General features: G+C 67.9%; 14 protein-coding genes. 5 read left to right on the top strand and 9 right to left on the bottom strand.

Annotated features, from left to right (window positions below; translation table 11 throughout):
- Positions 1–129: 129 nt before the first annotated feature.
- The 4 genes from ABEA50_RS17400 to ftsY all read right to left on the bottom strand — a co-directional run bounded on the left by ABEA50_RS17400 (position 130) and on the right by ftsY (position 6,105).
- Complete coding sequence (locus ABEA50_RS17400; RefSeq protein WP_345496623.1) at positions 130–2,580, bottom strand: [protein-PII] uridylyltransferase; 2,451 nt, start codon at positions 2,578–2,580, stop codon at positions 130–132.
- A gap of 102 nt (positions 2,581–2,682) precedes the next feature.
- Entirely contained in the window at positions 2,683–3,021 is a 339-nt protein-coding gene (locus ABEA50_RS17405; RefSeq protein ID WP_345496624.1) for a P-II family nitrogen regulator, read from the bottom strand.
- Between the two features lie 5 nt (positions 3,022–3,026).
- Positions 3,027–4,388 carry an ammonium transporter gene (locus ABEA50_RS17410; RefSeq protein WP_345496456.1) on the bottom strand — a complete coding sequence of 454 codons (1,362 nt, stop codon included), beginning with the start codon at positions 4,386–4,388 and terminating at the stop codon, positions 3,027–3,029.
- A gap of 193 nt (positions 4,389–4,581) precedes the next feature.
- Complete coding sequence (gene ftsY, locus ABEA50_RS17415; protein WP_425577628.1) at positions 4,582–6,105, bottom strand: signal recognition particle-docking protein FtsY; 1,524 nt, start codon at positions 6,103–6,105, stop codon at positions 4,582–4,584.
- 145 nt (positions 6,106–6,250) lie between these two features.
- Between ftsY and ABEA50_RS17420 the strand changes: the two genes are divergently transcribed.
- Positions 6,251–6,640 carry a DUF2237 family protein gene (locus ABEA50_RS17420; protein ID WP_345496458.1) on the top strand — a complete coding sequence of 130 codons (390 nt, stop codon included), beginning with the start codon at positions 6,251–6,253 and terminating at the stop codon, positions 6,638–6,640.
- A 371-nt stretch (positions 6,641–7,011) separates the two neighbouring features.
- Here ABEA50_RS17420 and smc read toward each other — a convergent pair whose 3' ends face one another.
- Positions 7,012–10,629 (bottom strand): chromosome segregation protein SMC, encoded by a 3,618-nt coding sequence (smc, locus tag ABEA50_RS17425; RefSeq protein WP_345496459.1) that lies wholly within the window; start codon positions 10,627–10,629, stop codon positions 7,012–7,014.
- A 446-nt stretch (positions 10,630–11,075) separates the two neighbouring features.
- Here smc and ABEA50_RS17430 point away from each other — a divergent pair, with 446 nt between their 5' ends.
- On the top strand, positions 11,076–12,560 hold the full coding sequence (locus ABEA50_RS17430) for a hypothetical protein (RefSeq protein ID WP_345496460.1): 1,485 nt from the start codon (positions 11,076–11,078) through the stop codon (positions 12,558–12,560).
- 63 nt (positions 12,561–12,623) lie between these two features.
- Here ABEA50_RS17430 and ABEA50_RS17435 read toward each other — a convergent pair whose 3' ends face one another.
- Positions 12,624–13,061 carry a DUF1707 SHOCT-like domain-containing protein gene (locus ABEA50_RS17435; RefSeq protein ID WP_345496461.1) on the bottom strand — a complete coding sequence of 146 codons (438 nt, stop codon included), beginning with the start codon at positions 13,059–13,061 and terminating at the stop codon, positions 12,624–12,626.
- Between the two features lie 204 nt (positions 13,062–13,265).
- On the opposite strand from ABEA50_RS17435, the gene ABEA50_RS17440 reads away from it, so the two are divergent.
- Positions 13,266–14,351, top strand: coding sequence for an S-(hydroxymethyl)mycothiol dehydrogenase (locus ABEA50_RS17440; RefSeq protein ID WP_345496462.1), 1,086 nt, complete (start codon positions 13,266–13,268; stop codon positions 14,349–14,351).
- Complete coding sequence (locus ABEA50_RS17445) at positions 14,348–14,974, top strand: MBL fold metallo-hydrolase (RefSeq protein ID WP_345496463.1); 627 nt, start codon at positions 14,348–14,350, stop codon at positions 14,972–14,974. The genes ABEA50_RS17440 and ABEA50_RS17445 overlap by 4 nt, the downstream gene beginning before the upstream one ends.
- A 455-nt stretch (positions 14,975–15,429) precedes the next feature.
- On the opposite strand, the gene ABEA50_RS17450 is transcribed toward ABEA50_RS17445, so the two are convergent.
- Together ABEA50_RS17450 and ABEA50_RS17455 are read right to left on the bottom strand one after the other, a co-directional pair.
- Complete coding sequence (locus tag ABEA50_RS17450; protein WP_345496464.1) at positions 15,430–16,314, bottom strand: hypothetical protein; 885 nt, start codon at positions 16,312–16,314, stop codon at positions 15,430–15,432.
- 125 nt (positions 16,315–16,439) lie between these two features.
- A complete protein-coding gene (locus ABEA50_RS17455) occupies positions 16,440–16,721 on the bottom strand; it encodes a YggT family protein (RefSeq protein WP_345496465.1) in 282 nt (93 codons plus the stop codon).
- 131 nt (positions 16,722–16,852) lie between these two features.
- Between ABEA50_RS17455 and ABEA50_RS17460 the strand changes: the two genes are divergently transcribed.
- A complete protein-coding gene (locus ABEA50_RS17460) occupies positions 16,853–18,106 on the top strand; it encodes a serine hydrolase (protein WP_345496466.1) in 1,254 nt (417 codons plus the stop codon).
- 208 nt (positions 18,107–18,314) lie between these two features.
- On the opposite strand, the gene ABEA50_RS17465 is transcribed toward ABEA50_RS17460, so the two are convergent.
- Positions 18,315–18,770, bottom strand: a complete 456-nt coding sequence (locus tag ABEA50_RS17465; protein WP_345496467.1) for a DUF350 domain-containing protein — start codon at positions 18,768–18,770, stop codon at positions 18,315–18,317.
- Between the last annotated feature and the right edge of the window lie 39 nt (positions 18,771–18,809).

Below are 18,809 nucleotides of genomic sequence, written 5' to 3' on the forward strand. Positions count from 1 at the left end.
AGACGATCCGGATAGCCAGACGCTCCGATATTAAAGGTGCCGACCGCTCGCATGCCTGTGATAGAGCAAATCTCGTGCAACGATTCGTACAACGATTCGGCTCACGGATTTCCTGGCTCGCACGGGCGACTACGTCGCTGGGCGATCGCCGTCCGGCTTACGCGGTTCCGGACGCGCAACCATGGCCAGCACAGCATTCGCTATGGTGGCACGGCGTTTCTCGGTGTCATCGATGCCGAGGTCGAGACAGAACGAGTCGACCACCGCCGAGCCCATGGTCACCACCTTCGCCCAGCGCACATCGGTATTCGTGTGCTCGAGCGCACCGGCGAGACGGCTCAGCAAACCGATCCGGTCCTCCGCGCGCAGCTCGAGGATCACCTGTCCCGGCACCGAGGTCTTCGTCCACAACAGCTTCGGTTCCGCGTTGGCGTACTTGCTCGCCCGCGCGCCGACCGCTTCCCGCTCGCGCTTGGCCAACGCCGTCGACACGTCGAGCTGGCCGTTGATCGCGCGGATCAGCTCCTGGCGCAGCAGTCCGGCGTCGGGTGGATTACCGAATTCGGGCGAGACCAGGAACTCGTCGATCGCCGAATCCCCCTCGCTACCAAGCGAAGCCGACAGCACCCGTAACGAATGCAATGCCAGCACGCCGGCGGCATCCGACAGCAACCCCGTGCCGTCCGGTGCGATCACGGTGACCGCGTAGGTGTATTTCCCTTCGCCCTGCCGCAATTCGACGTGCACGCCGCCCGTCTTGGCCTTCGCGATGAGCGCGGGCGCGATCGGTTCCGGCGTCGGGAGCGGCTCACCCGCCATCACCAGGCGGCAGCGCCGCACCAGCTCCCCGATCAGCGACGCCTTCCACTCACCCCAGACTCCCGGCCCGGTGGCCAACGAATCGGCCTCGGCCAAGGTGTGTAGCAGTTCGAGCAACTGCACGTCACCGTCGAGCGCGTCCACCACGCGCTGCACGGTCTGCGGGTCGGCGAGGTCGCGACGTGTCGCGGTATCGGGGAGCAACAGGTGGTAGCGAACGATCGCATGCAGGGTCGACACATCCGAGGGCCACAAGCCGAGGCGGCGACCGATGTGGGTGGCCAGTTCGGCACCGACGACGCTGTGGTCGCCCGCCCTGCCCTTCCCGATGTCGTGCAGCAGCGCGCCGAGGGCGAGCAGGTCGGGACGCGCGACACGGGTACTCATCGACCCCGCACGAGCCACGGTCTCCATCAGGTGCCGATCAACGGTCCACACGTGCTGGGCATCGCGCGGCGGCAGGTCGCGCACCGCGCCCCATTCCGGAAGCAGCCTGCCCCACAAACCCGTTCGGTCCAACGCCTCGATCGCGCCGATGACGCCGCGACCGGCGCCGAGCAGGATCAGCAGATCGTTGAGCGCGCCTCTGGGCCATGGCTCGCGCAGCTCCGGCGCGTCCTCCGAGAGCCGATTGAGCGTGGTCGCCGACATCGGCAGTCCCGTGCGCGCCGAGGACGCCGCGACCCGCAGGATCAGACCGGGATCGCGTTGTGGCCGCGCGTCACGCGCGAGCACCACCTCACCGGAGTGCTCCACCACTCCCTCGTCGAGTGGTCGCCGCACCGGGAGACGACGCAGCCGCGCCAAGCCGCGCCTCGGCAAAGCGTTTGCCGCCGTACGCAATCCGACGTCGACGGAGTAGCCCACCGTGCGCGCGGAATCGCTCAGGGTGCGTGCGAGATCGAACCGGTCACCGATGCGCAGGGCGGCACCGATCTCGTCGGCGTCTTGCGCGCGCAACTGGTCGCGGGCGCGACCGGCCACCCGGTGTAGCTCGGTGCGGACGTCGAGCAGACGCCGGTGCGCGATGGTCAGGCCGCCGCCCGGCACGTCGGGGCCGAGGCCGGGCACGGCGTCGGTCAGTTGCGCGATGGCCAGCGCGTCCAGCAACTGGATGTCACGCAACCCACCTCGACCGTTCTTCAGGTCGGGTTCGGCGCGGTGGGCGATCTCGCCGCTGCGCTGCCAGCGCGCCTCGACCTGGGTGATCAGCTCATCGAATCGGGTGCGGATGCCGGTGCGCCAATTGCGGCGCACCTCACCGATCAGCAGGGCACTCAGCTCGGGATCCCCGACGATGTGTCTGGCCTCGAGCATGCCGAGCGCGGCGACCATGTCGTCGGTGGCGACCCGCACCGCCTGCGCGACGGTGCGCACACTGTGATCGAGCTTGATGTGCGCGTCCCAGAGCGGGTACCAGAGTTGATCGGCGATCTCGGCGACCAGCTTCGGGTCGACATCGTCGTGCAGCAGCACCAGGTCCAGATCGGAGTACGGCAGCATCTCCCCTCGCCCGAGCCCACCCACCGCGACCAACGCCAGCCCGCTGTCCCGGGTGATACCGACCTCGGTGCCCTTGGTGGTCAACCACAGCTCGTAGAGGTCGACGAGGGCAAGACGCAGCGACTCGGCGTCCAGCCGCGGATTGCGCGGCAGCCCACCTTCGAGCAATTGTGCGCGGGCCCGAACCAGATCGGCGGCGCCGTGCGAGATGTTGGCGCCGACCGCCTCTCGAGCGCCACCGCCGTCGTGCGCACCCATCGATCCGCCGACCATGAACCCACCGCCCGTCCACACCATCGCGACCCCGCCCCGACCGGTTGCGGCGGGAGGCGGGGTCGCTGAAGAACTTTCGACTATCCCTTAGAGCGCGTCGGTGCCGCGTTCACCCGTGCGCACCCGAATGATCGTCTCCACCGGGGTCACCCAGACCTTCCCGTCACCGATTTTGCCGGTGCGGGAGGCTTCGACGATCACCTCGACGACCTTGTCCACCGATGCGTCGTCCACGACCACCTCGACGCGCACCTTCGGCACGAAGTCGACGGAGTATTCGGCGCCACGGTAGACCTCGGTGTGGCCCTTCTGGCGGCCGTAGCCCTGTACTTCGCTGACGGTCATGCCGAACACGCCCGCCTGTTCCAACCCGGTCTTGACGTCCTCGAGCGTGAACGGTTTGACGATTGCGGTGATCAGTTTCATGTTCGTCATGCCTCCTTGACGGCCGACCGTGCCGTGCTGCCCAGCGCGGCGAAGTCGTAAGCGGTTTCCGCGTGCTCGGACTCGTCCAAGCCCACCGACTCGGCTTCCTCACTCGTGCGCAATCCAATGGTGAACTTCACGATATAGGCAATGATCAGCGTGACGACAAAGGAGAACGCCAGCACGACCAAGGCGCCGACAACCTGTCGCCACAGCTGGTCGAAGCCACCGCCGTAGAACAGACCCGCCACACCAGCGCCGGTTTCCGGCGCCGCGACGAACCCGATCAGCACGGTGCCGACGATGCCGCCGACCAGGTGCACGCCCACCACATCGAGCGAGTCGTCGAAGCCGAATTTGAACTTCAGACCCACCGCGAGGGCGCACAGCGCACCCGCCACCACGCCGATGAGCAACGCGCCGAGCACGTTCACCGACGAGCACGACGGGGTGATCGCGACGAGACCCGCGACAATGCCCGATGCCGCGCCCAGGGAGGTCGCGTGCCCGTCACGCAGCCGCTCCACCAGCAACCACGCCAGCATGGCCGCACCGGTGGCGATCGCGGTGACCACGAACGTCGACCCCGCGAGACCACCCGAGGTGAGCGCCGAACCGGCGTTGAAGCCGAACCAGCCGAACCACAGCAGACCGGCGCCGAGCATCACGAACGGCAGATTGTGCGGACGGAACGGCGTCTTGGGCCAGCCCTTGCGCTTGCCGAGCACGAGCACCAATGCCAGACCGGCAGCACCGGCGTTGATGTGCACGGCCGTACCACCGGCGAAGTCGATCGCGGCCAACTTGTTGGCGATCCAGCCACCGTGGTGGACGACATTGCCCGCGGCGTCCTCGACGTCGAAGTCGAACACCCAGTGCGCGACCGGGAAGTAGACGATCGTGACCCAGAGCCCGGAGAACAGCAGCCAGGACCCGAATTTCATGCGATCGGCCACCGCGCCCGAGATGAGGGCCAGGGTGATGATCGCGAACATCAACTGGAAGCCGACGAACACGATCGCCGGGATCGTTCCTGCGAGCGGGATGTTCGTCGCCGCCGCGGTATCCGTGGCCGCTTCCGCGTTACCACCGATCAGACCCCGCAGCCCGAAGAATTGGGTCGGGTCACCGATCAAGCCGAAGGTGTTGTCGCCGAACGCCACCGAGTAGCCGTACAGCGACCAGAGGACGCCGACCAGACCCATCGCGCTGACGCTCATCATGATCATGTTGAGCACGTTCTTGGAACGAACCATGCCGCCGTAGAAGAACGCCAGACCCGGCGTCATCAGTAGCACCAGCGCCGAACTGGCCAGTATCCATGCGGTGTCGCCGGTGTCCGGCACACCGGTCAGGGGATATTCCACCTCGAGTCCTCCTCATCTCCGGCCCTGCCGTCGACGGCAAATGGACCTGACAAGAAGGGTCCTCATCCGGTGTTTCATCCGTTGAGCTGTCGCGTTTCACCTGCGTGAACGGATGCCGCAGCTGTGTTGCGAATACGTTTCGTCCCGGTCGGAAGCCGTTTCTACGGTGTCCGAAATATCGGAATCCGAGCGCTCAGCCGAGCAACGCGTCGACGAACGCGGCGGGTTCGAAGGGCGCCAGATCGTCGGCACCCTCGCCGAGGCCGACCAGTTTCACCGGAACACCCAGCTCGTGCTGCACCTGGAAGACGATGCCACCCTTGGCGGTCCCGTCCAGCTTGGTGAGCACCACGCCGCTGATGTCGACCACCTCGGCGAATACCCGCGCCTGCATCAGCCCGTTCTGGCCGACGGTGGCGTCGAGTACCAGCAGCACCTCGTCGACGGCGGCCTTCTTCTCCACCACGCGCTTGACCTTGCCCAGTTCGTCCATCAGGCCGGTCTTGGTGTGCAGCCGACCCGCGGTGTCGATGAGCACCGCGTCGACGCCGCGCTCGATGCCCGCGGCCACCGAATCGAAGGCGACGGCGGCGGGGTCGGCGCCTTCCTTGCCGCGCACGGTGTCGGCGCCGACGCGCTCGCCCCAGGTCTGTAACTGGTCGGCGGCGGCGGCGCGGAAGGTGTCCGCGGCACCGAGCAGCACCCTGCGTCCGTCGGCGACCAGGACGCGCGCGAGCTTGCCGGTGGTGGTGGTCTTGCCGGTTCCGTTGACGCCGACGACGAGCAGGATCGACGGATGGTCGGGGTGTGGCAGCGCGCGCACCGCACGGTCCAGTTCGGGACGCAGCGCCTCGATCAGCACGTCACGCAGCACCGCGCGCGCCTGGTCGGTGGTGCGGACAGTGCGTGCGGCCATCTCCTCGCGCAGCCGCGCCACCACCTGTGCCGTGCTCGCGGTGCCGAGGTCGGCGAGCACGAGGGTGTCCTCGACTTCCTCCCACGACTCGTCGTCCAGGTCGCCGCCGCCGAGCAGACCGAGCAGGCTCTTGCCGACGGCGTTCTGCGAACGCGAGAGGCGACCGCGCAGGCGGAGCAGGCGACCGGCGGTCGGCTCGATCTCCTCGATCGGTGCCGGCGCCTCCGCGCCCGCGACGGTGTCGGGCGCGGTGACCGGCGGTGCGGCGTCGACGGGAGCTTCGGGTTCGACCGCGGTCGCGTCCGCCAGTGCTTCGGGCACGGCGGTATCGGTTTCGGGTGCGGCGGCCTCGGCGGGCGCCGTCTCGTCGGCATCGGGTGTGCCGACCGGCGCAGCATGGTCGACAGGGGTGATATCGGTCGACGCGTCGTCGACGAGGTCGGATTCGGTGGCACCGGAAGGGGCCGCGATATCCGACTCGGGCAACGGGACGTCGGTGATGCCGCGCCGGGGCGCGTCGCGTGGGACCGCGGCGTCGTCACCGACGTGTGGCTGCCCTTCGGTGTCGGTCCGCAGCACCGGTTCGGGTGGGGGCGCGGTGGCGGTGCCACCCTGACTGAAATTGAATCCACCGGCGGCCGCGTAACCACCGGACCGGTCGGTTACCTCCTTGTCCGCGGCGGGCGGCGCCAGCGATACGCGGGAACGCCTGTACCGGACGAACCCGGCGACAAGCGCCACGAGCAGCAACGCGGCAACAGCGGCGATCACGATCCAGACTTGGGGACTCACGCCGCCCATCCTTGCAGAACGCCACGGCCCGGCTCGGCACGTGGGCTACGGCGCGTACGCACACGACCCGGCGCGTAGTCAACGATCAGTGACACAGCTTCCGAGATTTCTTGTCCTGCGGAACTTCTCGCTCATGGCCAATAGGATCGGCGGCGTGACCGATCGAAACGTGCTTGGGGGACCGCTGGAAGAGTGCGGCACCGATCCACTCACCGGCTTCTACCGCGACGGCTGCTGCGGGACCGGGCCGGAGGATCTGGGCAGCCACACTGTGTGCACCGTCGTCTCAGCGGAATTTCTGGAACATCAGGCGTCTATCGGCAACGATCTGAGCACGCCACGGCCGGAGAACAACTTTCCCGGCCTACAGCCGGGTGATCGTTGGTGCGTGGTGGCCGTGCGTTGGCTGCACGCACACGAGGACGGTGTCGCCGCCCCGGTGGTGCTCGCGGCGACGCACGAGGACGCGTTGGAGGTGATCTCGATGGAGATCTTGCGCAAATATGCCGTCGACGTTCCCGACGACATCAGCGATCTGCTGTGACCTGCGGTCGGAGCCGATTCGCCGGCACGAATCCCGCGCTCCGACAGCATGACCCGACAATGTCTCAACTGAGCCATCGAAAGCCCAACGGAGACAACAACAGCCGAATGTAACCGAAGTCACAACGAGGCGCGGCGGGGTAGCGGCACGGGCGCTACCCACGCGCGGCATGACGTCGGCGGTGCGCCTTCTGACGGCATGCCGCCGAGCAATAGTGCGGGCGCCGACCGACTCCGCCGTGCACTACGACCGAGCCGCCAGGCGCTGACCGGCTACGACACGAAGCCGGTTTCGTCTGTCGGACAGGCGAAACCGATCCGGCGGTGTAGCGACCGTGCGCCACCGACCGCCCTCGGCCACGCCGACCGACCTCAGCCGACGCCAGCGGGTGCGAGGTTCTCCCCACGCATCCGCTGCGAGATCACCTGAGTGATGCCGTCGCCGCGCATGCTCACGCCGTAGAGGGCGTCGGCGATCTCCATGGTCGGCTTCTGGTGGGTGATCACGATCAGCTGGCTCTTCTCCCGCAGCTGTTCGAACAGGCCGATCAGGCGCCGCAGGTTGGTGTCGTCCAACGCCGCCTCCACCTCGTCCATGACGTAGAACGGGGAAGGACGGGCGCGGAAGATCGCGACCAGCAGCGCCACCGCGGTCAGCGACTTCTCGCCACCCGAGAGCAACGACAAGCGCTTGACCTTCTTGCCCGGTGGTCGCGCCTCCACCTCGATACCGGTGGCCAGCATGTCCGACGGGTCGGTGAGCAGCAGCCTGCCCTCACCACCGGGGAACAATTTGCCGAACACACCGACGAATTCGCGCTCCACATCCGCGTACGCCTCGGTGAACACCTGCAGGATGCGCTCGTCCACCTCGGCGACCACCTCGAGCAGATCCTTGCGCGCGTTGGTGACGTCATCGAGTTGGGTGGCCAGGAAGTTGTAGCGCTCCTCCAACGCCGCGAACTCCTCCAACGCCAAGGGGTTCACCTTGCCGAGCGTGCTGAGATCCTTCTCGGCGCGCTTGGCCCGACGTTCCTGCGCGGCCCGATCGAACGGCATCAGACCGGGCGCGGTTACCTGGTCGCCCCGCGCCTTGGCCTGCTCGTATTCGTGCATTTCCAGCTGCGAGGGCGGCATCGGAACGTCGGGGCCGTACTCCGCGACGAGATCGCCGAGCGCGATCCCGAACTGCTCGGCGATCGTCGCCTCCAGCTGCTCGATGCGCAGTGCCGCTTGGGCTTTGGACACCTCGTCGCGGTGCACGGCATCGGTCAGTTGCGCGAGCTGCGCGGTCATCGCGCGCACCCGCTCCTTCACGTGATCGACCTGTGCGGCGGCTTCGGAGCGACGGCGCACCAGCTCATCGCGCCGCGCCCCCGCCTCGGCGACGACCTTCTCCAATTCGGCGGCGACCTTCGCGCCCGACTCGGCGACCGCGGCGGCCACCTGCGCCGCCTGCTTGCGCGCGGCATTGGCGCGCTCGGCGCGCGCACGAGTCTCGCGTTCGGCACGGGCCGCCCTGCGTAGCGACTCCCCCTTGCCGCGCACCGATTGCGCGCGTTCCTCGGCGGTGCGCACGGCAAGGCGCGCTTCCACCTCCATCGTGCGCGCCTCGGCGAGCGCCTCGGCGGCTTCCTCGCGTGCGCGTCCCGCGAATTCCGTCCCCGCCGCACCCTCGGGGTCGGCGTCGTCCTCGGACTGTTCGAGTTCGGCGTGACGCAAACGACTTTCGAGATCGGCCAGTGATTCCAGCGCTTCGGTGCGGCTGGCTTCGGTATCGTCGCGCTGCGCGTGCAACCGATCGACGTCGGCTTGCGCGGTGCGCGCGGTGTGCCCGAGCCTGCCGAGCCGGTCGTAGATCGCCACCAGCGCCTGATCGGATTCGTGCAACGACATCAGCGCGTGATCGACGGCGTCCTTACGGTCCTGCTGCTCGGCCAAAGCGCCCGCCAGCGAAGCCTCCAGCTCCTCGGCCTTGCGTTGCGAGGCGGCGAGTTCCGCGGTGGCCGTGTCGATGTCGGCCTGGATCTCCAGTTGACTCGGCGCGCGATCGGAGCCGCCGAGCAGCCAGCCGCTTCCGGTGAGATCACCGTCGCGGGTGACGACGCGGGTGACGGCATCGATCGCGACCGTCTCCCCCGCCGCCGCCAGATCGTCGACCACCGCGATGCCACCGATCAGCGCGGTGACAGCCCCGCGCACGCTGTCGGGGCAATCCACCACGTCGGTGAGCCACCGCGCCGAACTCGGCAGCGAGCCCTGGTGTGCGCCCACCGATTCCGGTGTGGCGTAGACCAGTCCCGCGCGTCCGCCGTCGGCCTCCTTGAGTGCGCGAATCGCGGCGTGCGCTCGCTCGTCGGTGTCGGCGGCGACCGCGTCGGCGAGCGGACCGAGCGCGGCGGCGACGGCCGCCTCGTAGCCGCTGTGCACGCGCAACAGTTCCGACAATGGTCCGAGCAGACCTTCGTCGCGATGATCCACCAACCAGGCGACGCCGTCGCGGCGCGCGAGGTTCATACCGAGCGCATCGATCCGCGCGGTCAGCGACGCGACCCGTTTGCTCGCGTCGCGATCCTGCGCGCGCAGCTCGGTCACGCGTTCGTCGGCCAGCTGCAGCGCCTCGGCCGCGTGTTCGTGCTGCGCGTCCAGACCCGCCTCACCCGCGTCCAATTCGTCGAGTTCGACCTGCACGGACTCGAATTCGTACTGTGCGTCCTCGCCGCGGGTGCGCGCGTCGCCGATCGCGGTGGTCAACCTGGCGATCTCGGCGTCGACCGACTGTGCCCGCGTCCGCAAGGTGTCGACCTTGCCGGACAGGCGAGCCAGCCCTTCGCGCCGGTCGGCGATCGCCCGGACGGCGGCCAGATGTGCCTGTTCGGCCGCCTTCGCCGAGTGCTCGCTGTCGGCGAGCTGCTCGCGCGCCGATTCCAGTGTCTCGGCGGCCATCTCGACGGCTTCGAGCAGTTCGGCTTCCTGTTCCTCCACGCGCTCGGCCTCGGCCTCCAAATCTTCGGGGTCGCGGCCGGTACCGACGGGTGAATCGGCGTGCAGGTGGCGCGCGCGGTCACCGGCGATCCTGATGGTCGCGTTGACCCGCTCGGCCAGCGCGGAGAGCTGGAACCAGACCTGCGCGGCGCCCTCGGCGCTCGGCGTGAGTCGGGAGAGCTGGAATTCCTGTTGTGCCAGTGCCGCATTGGCGGCGTCGAGTTCGGTCTGCACCGTGATCTGCTGCTCGCGGGCGTAGGCCTCCTTGCTCTGCTGGCTTTCCAGTTCGCCGCGCCGGGTCACCAGATCGTCGGCGGCCAACCGCAAGCGCGCGTCCCGCAGGTCGGCCTGCACGGTTTGCGCGCGCCGCGCCACCTCCGCCTGCCTGCCCAACGGTTTGAGCTGACGGCGCAGTTCGGTGGTGAGGTCGGTGAGGCGAGCCAGGTTGGCCTGCATGGCCTCCAGCTTGCGGACCGCCTTCTCCTTGCGCTTGCGATGCTTCAGCACGCCCGCGGCCTCTTCGATGAAGGCGCGGCGGTCTTCGGGGCGCGATTCCAGAATGGCCGACAGCTGCCCCTGCCCGACGATGACGTGCATCTCGCGGCCGATGCCGGAGTCGCTGAGCAGCTCCTGCACGTCCATCAACCGACAGGTGCTGCCGTTGATCTCGTATTCGCCCGCGCCGTCGCGGAACATGCGCCGGGTGATCGAGACCTCGGCGTAGTCGATCGGGAGCGCGCCGTCGGAGTTGTCGATGGTGAGGGTGACTTCGGCACGCCCGAGCGGCGCACGACCCGTCGTGCCAGCGAAGATGACGTCCTGCATCTTGCCGCCGCGCAACGCCTTCGCGCCCTGTTCGCCCATCACCCAGGTCAGCGCGTCGACGACATTCGACTTGCCGGACCCGTTCGGCCCGACCACGCAGGTGATTCCCGGTTCGAGTCGCAGGGTCGTCGCGGACGCGAAGGACTTGAATCCCTTCAACGTCAGACTCTTCAAATGCAACTTCGAGGACCTTCCGTTTCTACCCGGCGATGACTTCCGGCGACGAGCGTTGCGCCTGGTCAAGCGCTGCGGTGCGACCAGCCATCGTATCGGCCCTCCCACGGACGCCGCGTACATGGGATCACCTCGGCCCCGCGACCGTCACACCCGCACAACTCGTAGGTTATCGAGTGATCGGCCGATCACGCGCATTTCGATGTGCTCGAGGTTTGCCACGCACGCCTTCACGTGTCTACTCCCCGGACCCGTTCTGTGCCACGCGCGGGTGAATCGCGGCGTTCGGCAACTCGTCGGCGACCCTCGCCACGGGCCTCACCAGGGCCTCGACCTCAGCGGGAGGCTTACCATGGTGGACCGATCCCCTCGTCGTTCGCCGCGACGCGCCGCGGCCAACACGCATACCATCGCTGCTGATTCACCAGCGGGAATGTTTGGAGTTCACCAGGATGCCTGTACCCCCGGCCGGGAACAGTACGGGGCTACGCCTTGCCAGGATCGCCGCGCTCGTCGTCGGCAGTCTGGTGTTCCTGCATGCCTGTGAGCGCAGCGCCAACCTGCTGCCGACCGATGTGCTGATCGAGGTGGCGATCGCGGGTGTGTTCGTCGTCGCGGGGTTGGTCGCGGCGTGGTTCGAGGTCGCCCGGCGCGACCCCGCCCACGACGCGGTCGAGGTCCCCGAACCGACCCGTGCGTCCGCCCGAACCAAGCACGCCGGGGCACGGTCGGGCACCCGAAACACTCGTGCGCGCGGGGAATCCGACCAGGACGCCGCGGCGAAGGCGCGGGGTGGTGTCGCCGACGATCAGGAGATACACCCACCGCGCGCGTCGCAATCCGGTGAGTTCCGCGTGGCATTCGAAGGGTGCACGGTGCGAGCCAAGTTCGTGAGCTCCGGCGCGTTGGTGTTCCACGGTCGCGACCGTGGTGGCGAGTACCTGCGCGAATGGAAGTGGTCCTTCGCCGTCGACACCTTCCCCGCGATCCGAGGGGCACTCGGCGACGAAGGCGCGACCGATCTGCTCGGTCTACTGGAAGCGGTTGTCCCGCACCTGGACCGAGTCAGCCGCCGCGATCCTGGCGCGTGGCTGCGTGCGCACGGGATCGCGGGGAGTTATCGGGAGAAGGACGTCGATCCCGAGCAGGACACCGGGGAGATTCCCTTGCTGCGCACCGGCTTACCGCGTGCGGTGTCCCGGTCGACTCCGCGCGCCGAGGAGTCGACGACGCGCCGCCGCAGGGGGCACACGGCAGCTCGACGTCGCGCCGACGACCCCGCGTCGCGTCCGAACGAGTCGGTGGCCCCACCGCACGCGCCGACGCCCGCGCGTGGGCGTTCCGCGATACCCACGCGCGCGGGGTCGCGGCGTCGACGCCAGGGCAGCGACGAATTGCCATGGCAGCCCGGCGAACTCGCACCGACCTCGGAGCAGCGCCCACCGCGGCGACGGCGCTCGATCGCGGACGACGAGGTGTCGGCGCAGGCGGAGCCGGCGTGGATTCCGCAACCACCCGCGCCTTCGGCGTACCCGCAGGAACGCGCGGACCCGCCGTCGACCCAGCCGTGGGCGGGGCCCCACGACTCGGGCGAGGTGCCGCAACAGTCCACCACCCGGTCGCGACGGCTGCGTTATGACCGCCCCTCGTGGGAACGTGACGAGTCGACTCCACCTTCCAGCGAATTCTCGGCGGTCTCCGCGCGGTCGCGGCGGCTGCGCCACGATCAACCGTCCTGGGAACGCGAGCTGTCCATGCCGCCGGGTTCCAGCGAATTCCCAGCTGTGCGCTATGACCCGCAGGCATGGCAGAACTCCGCGTCGGGGGTCGAGGACGAGGGGTACTCGGATCGCCCACCGCTCGAACGTCGCACGCGCACCGGACGCAGGCAAGCACCCCCGAACGATCCGCCGCCCACCGCCCACTGGAACAGGTAGCGGCACCCGCGCTCGTCAGGCCGACGAGCAGCCGACCTCAACGGTCGGGGGGCACCGAAGCGCTCAGCCCGCCTTCCCGAAACAGTGCCCGCTCTCGAATCCCGTGGCCGCGCGAAACAGCAGCACCGCACCCCACGGCCCGATCACCCAGACCGGCCACGGATAGGTGAATTCGCCGACGCCGAGCGAGATCGCGCCCCAGATCACCAGGACGAGCACGCTCACCCCGAGCCACGCCGAACCTTCGATGCGCTGCCAGATCGGGAATCGCGAGCGGGTCGACCGGGGCGCGGGGCCACGCTCTTTCGACAGCATGGTGACGGTCGGCAGGTCGGACTGCACTCGCGCCAGGTCGCCCCTGGTCACGGCCGCGTAGACCTGTGCGACTCGCTGGTCGTACTCGGCGAGGTCCAGTCGCCCGTCGGCCATATGTCGTGTCAGCGTCCGGGCTACCTCCTCGCGTTCGGCATCCGATGCGCGCGTGCTCGTCGAGATCTCCATCGTCGCTCCCTACCCAACCGGCCAATAGTCCACAGTAGAATATTCCAATATTGACCCTTCCAATGTGGAATGTCAACCGTTGGGGGGTGGACTATGGTCGGATTCGATACCACCCCGCATGCCGGAACGAACACCGCACGCGGCACGATGAACTCGGCGCACGAACCCCGGCTTCGCGCCACCACGAATCCCAGGAGGCCAGCAATGTCGCAGACCGTGCAGGGCGTGATCGCGCGCAGCAAGGGCGCACCGGTCGAGATCGTCGACATCGTGATCCCCGATCCAGGACCACACGATGTGGTGGTGCGGGTCCAGGCCTGCGGGGTCTGCCACACCGACTCGCACTACCGCGACGGCGGCATCAACGACGAGTTCCCCTTCCTCCTCGGTCACGAGGCGGCCGGCATCGTCGAAACCGTCGGCGACCAGGTCACTCACGTCGAGCCCGGTGAGTTCGTGATCCTGAACTGGCGCGCGGTCTGTGGCGAATGCCGGGCATGCAAGCGCGGCCGCCCCTGGTACTGCTTCGACAGCAGCAACGCCAGCAAGAAGATGACCCTCACCGACGGCACCGAATTGAGTCCCGCCCTCGGCATCGGCGCCTTCGCCGACCGCACCCTCGTGCACGAACGCCAGTGCACCAAGGTCGATCCCGAGGTCGACCCCGCCGTCGCCGGACTACTCGGCTGCGGCGTGATGGCCGGGCTCGGCGCGGCCATCAATACCGGCAATGTCGCACGCGGCGACACCGTCGCGGTCCTCGGCTGCGGTGGCGTCGGCGACGCCGCCATCGCCGGTGCCCGACTCGCCGGGGCGCGCACGATCATCGCGGTCGACCGCGACCCGCGGAAACTGGAGTGGGCCAAGGATTTCGGCGCCACCCACACCATCGACGCCTCCACCGAGGACGTCGAGGAGAAGGTCAAGGAGTACACCGACAGCTTCGGCGCCGACGTCGTGATCGATGCGGTCGGCCGCCCGGAAACCTGGAAACAGGCCTTCTACAGCCGCGACCTCGCTGGCACCGTGGTGCTCGTCGGCGTGCCGACGCCGGACATGACCATCGAGATGCCGCTGATCGACCTGTTCTCGCACGGTGGCGCCCTCAAATCCTCCTGGTACGGCGACTGCCTGCCAGAGCGCGATTTCCCCACCCTGATCGACCTGTACCGCCAAGGCAGGCTGCCGCTGGAACGCTTTGTCACCGAACGGATTCCGCTCGACCAAGTGGAACAGTCGTTCGCCGCCATGCACCGGGGTGACGTGCTGCGATCGGTCGTGGTCCGATGAACGCCCGCATCGAACGCGTCGTCACCTCCGGCACCTTCGCCCTCGACGGCGGCACCTGGGACGTCGACAACAACGTGTGGATCGTCGGCGACGACAAAGACGTGATCGTCATCGACGCCGCGCACCAGGCCGACCCGATCGTCGAGGCCGTCGGCGACCGCCATGTCCTCGCCATCGTCTGCACACACGGACACAACGACCACATCACCGTCGCCCCCGAGTTGAGCGCACGCCTCGACGCGCTGATCACGCTGCACCGAGCCGACGACATGCTCTGGCAGACGACCCACCCCGGCGCACCCTACGAACCGCTCGACAACATGCACCGAATGACCCTGGCGGGCATCGACGTCGACATCCTGCACACGCCGGGCCACTCCCCCGGGTCGGTCTCGCTGCATCTGCCGGAACTCGGCGCACTGTTCACCGGCGACACACTGTTTTCCGGTGGCCCCGGCGCCACCGGCCGCTCCTACTCGGACTTCGACACCATCATCGACTCCATTCGCGACCACCTGCTCACCCTCCCCGACGAGACCACCGTCTACACCGGCCACGGCGACACCACCACCATCGGCGCGGAGAAACCCGCCCTGCACGACTGGATCGCACGGGGCCACTGACACGGTGGTGATGACGTGCGCCGCCAGGGTGTACCGGCGTAGCCGCCGGTCGTAGGTGACGTCGATATCACCGACCTGTGGTGCATGCGTCCTGTCGGCCCCACGACCGTTGGGGTGCGCGTTCGCCGAGCCGCGCCCAGGAGGCGATCGCGAGCGGCTCCTACTAGCGCGAGGTCACTCCGTCCGACAGCAACGACGGGATGTCCGAGCACGACGGTCCGTGCGCCGTTGCCACCTGAGCGGCGGTCGAGCCAGCGGAAGCCGACCATGCAGCTGGAATGTCGCCGCTTTACCGAATCATGACGGCAGCGAGCTGGATCCGCGAGAGGCGCACGATGGGTGCCGTCATCGCGGTGCGCGCAATCGCACCGACGGTAACGGGGGTGGATCGGTCCGGGTGAAAGCTCCCCTGCTGCCCAGCGGGAGTTCGGATCATCCGCAGCAGCCCGGCCGCGCTATTCGGACTTCGATTTCGCCTTGTTCTTGCGCTTCGCCTTCGCATTCGATTTCGGCTTCTTCTTGGACTTGGGCTCGGGTCGATCGCCGTCGGAGCTCCTGACCGCGAGCGGAGATCGCAAGCGGAAGCGGATCTTGATATCGCTGGCGCCCCCGTCGCTGGCCCATTGCGCGATCGCGGCGACCGACGAGGCGACCGACACCACCACCGAGATCATCGCCCACTGGGTGAGACCCGACGTGGTGTAGGTGTGCGGCTGAATACCGGGCACCACCAACGGCCCGTCGCCGAAGGCCCAGTTCATCAACGCACCGACCTGACCGCCGAAATCCGAGGTGCGGCCGAGGCCACGCTTGAGCGCGGGACCTTTGGCATTGATGTAGAGCAGGCAGGTGACCACGAAGCCGGTGGAGGCCAGGATGGAAACCAGCGACAGCCGCACGAGCGTCTCGGTGCGCCGCCGGGCGTTGACCGTCACCGCGAAAATGGACACCACGATCGCGACGCTGGCCATGATCGCCCACACCCCGGTGATCTGCGCGGCGGGCGGACGGTGACTCGACCACACGTTCAAATAGGCCGTGGTCGCGTGGATCCGGCCGAACGCGTTCACCCGCGCCTTCCCGTCGGGACCGGCGACGGCGAGCCAGGGCTGAAACAACAGGACAAGGGTCAGCACACCGCAGAAAACGCTGGCGAAGTAACCCCAATCCCTGCGCAGCACCGACCGCAGCGCGGAAAAATCCACCTGCGGCCGCACCAGGCGCTTGCGCACAACACCGGTCGTCGTCGCACCGGGCGGGGCTGTCGTCTCGCCGGGCGAAGCGGCGGCGGCCTCGGCGAGCCGAGCCTCGTTCACTCGCCATGGAGTTGGCTGCACCATCGACCCAGCTTAGAAGCCACAACCACCGCCGACATCGACGAAGCTCACCGCTCGTGGGAACAGTCCGCCCACGAGCGGCGCTGCGGAGGCACCGAAAACCTCGCGACCGAACGGCTTTTCGCGAACTACAGCGCGAAAGCGATCGCCCGCAGTACCAACGCGAGGATGAACACCACCGTGAACGCGAGGTCGACCGAGAGGCCGCCCACGCGCAACGGGGGCAGCACCTTGCGTAGCGGCGCGATCACCGGCTCGGTCGCGGCGTGGGTGAAGTCCCTGACACGCGCCACCCATGGCGGCGGTGTCTGGCCGCCGAGCACACCGATCCAGTCCAAAATCACCCTGGCAAGCAACACCAGGATGAATGCCGTCAAGATGTAGCCGATCAACGAACCGATAAGGCTCATGTCGTACTCCTTCGTGGTGGCCGCGCGAAACTCAACTACTCACCGGGATCAACGCGGCGGATGGCACCAAAGTGTCTGTTTTGCCGCATTCTCAGCCGATTATCAGCTCCCTCGTGATTATGCTGGCCGGAATGCGCCCACTATCCCCCACCTTGGTACCGGTCGCCGACGATCTCGACTCGGTGACCACGATCGGCCCCGAGGGCGACCCCGCCGACGCCGGCACTACCCGAGCAGACCTCGACGCTCTGTGGGCCTCGGTGCAGGACTGGTACCGACTGGGCACCACACCGGCGATCCAGGTGTGTCTACGCCGCAACGGGACCCTCGTGCTGAACCGTGCCATCGGTCACGGCTGGGGTAACGCCCCCGGCGACGCACCGGCGGCCGAGCCTGTCCTCGCCACGCCGGAGACCCCGTTCTGTGGCTTCTCCACGGCGAAAGGTCTCTCGGCGACCCTGATGTTCATGCTCATCGAGCAGGGCGTTTTCTCCTACGACGACACGGTGGCCACCTACATCCCCGAGTTCGCGGCCAATGGCAAGGCCGCGATCACCATCGGCGACGTACTGACCCACTCCGCCGGAGTGCCGTTCGTGACACCGCCGTACCAGGGGTTCGATCTGGTCGTCGACGAGGAGTCGGCAGTACGCGGACTCGCCGACCTGAAGCCGAGTTGGCCGACCGGCCGTTTCCGCATCTACCACGCACTGACCAGCGGGCTGATCCAGCGCCTACTGGTGCAACGCGCGACCGGCAAGCGGATGCGCGAGCACCTCGCCGAACAGGTGCTCGGCCCGCTCGGCTTTCGTTGGAGCACCTTCGGCGTCGCCGCCGAGGACGTCGACAAGGTCGTCCCGAGTGTGCAGACCGGACCACCGCCGTCGGGTGTGTGGAAGTTCTTGGCGCGCAAGGCGGTAGGCGGCAGCATGAGCGGGCACATGGATGATTCGTCCACCCGCGCGTTCCTCACCGCCGAATTGCCGTCGGGCAATCTCGTCACGACCGCCGAGGAACTTTCGCGGTTCTACGAGATCCTCACCCGCGGCGGCGAACTCGACGGCATCAGAATTCTCGAACCCGACACACTGCGCGAGGCCATCCGACCGGCGAAACGCCTGCCTGGCCTCGCGGGACGGGTGAGCCGCGCCGGATTCGAATTGGGCGCACGCAAGTCGAAATTCGGGCGCGACACCGCTGTCCATTTCGGCAGGAGCGGACTCACCACGCAATACGGCTGGGCCGATCCGGCACGCGGACTCGCGGGCGCGATCCTCACCAGCGGCAAGGCGACCACCGACACCGAACGGCCAGCACAACTGTGCGCGCAGATCTCGCGCACCCTCGGACCGCTCGACCCCGCGGCGCGAATCTTCAACCCTTAGCCAGGCCGCGACCCACGGTGCCACGCGCCGGTTTCGGCGCAAGCGGCGTACCGCCGAAGCCTCTGTCGCACAACGGCACTGCGATTGGTCACCCCAGCACCGACTATCGCCCCCTGGCATCGCACCGTGGCCGATCCACGAACAGCGATGACAAGCGCGTCACCGAAACTCGACCGTGCGCGGTGACCTCGGTGCGAATGCCACCCGATCAGAGGATCGAGAACGCGACCACCAAGCCGAGCCCGAAGTGCGCGGCGGCGACCACGAGCACATCGGTGGTGTAGACGTCCGAGGCCAGCACCCTGCCGATGTCGATGCCGATCACTCGTTCGAGCACCCGCACCGAGACAACCTGCGCGATGATGCCCACCAGGCCGTAGATCAGTCCGGCGAGCAAGCCGTCGAGCAGGCGCCCGCCGCCGCCGACCGAGAACACCGCGAGTACGACGATGAGCGCCATACTGACCATCGCCGAGGCCGCGACGATCACGGCATTCGGCTTACCCGTCCGCACCAACGAGCGCAAATGCCCGGGCGTGGTGAGATCGATGGCGAAGAAGCCGACGAGCATCAACAGCAGACCGAGAATGGCGTACAGAATAATCGCGCCGACGCCCTCACCCAGCGAACTCCAGTACCCCGACTCGAGGGCGACTGCGGTCATCATGGTCCTTCCGACAAGTGTGCTTGCGTTGCATGACAA

Source organism: Nocardia callitridis, from assembly GCF_039543305.1.
Lineage (GTDB): Bacteria > Actinomycetota > Actinomycetes > Mycobacteriales > Mycobacteriaceae > Nocardia > Nocardia callitridis.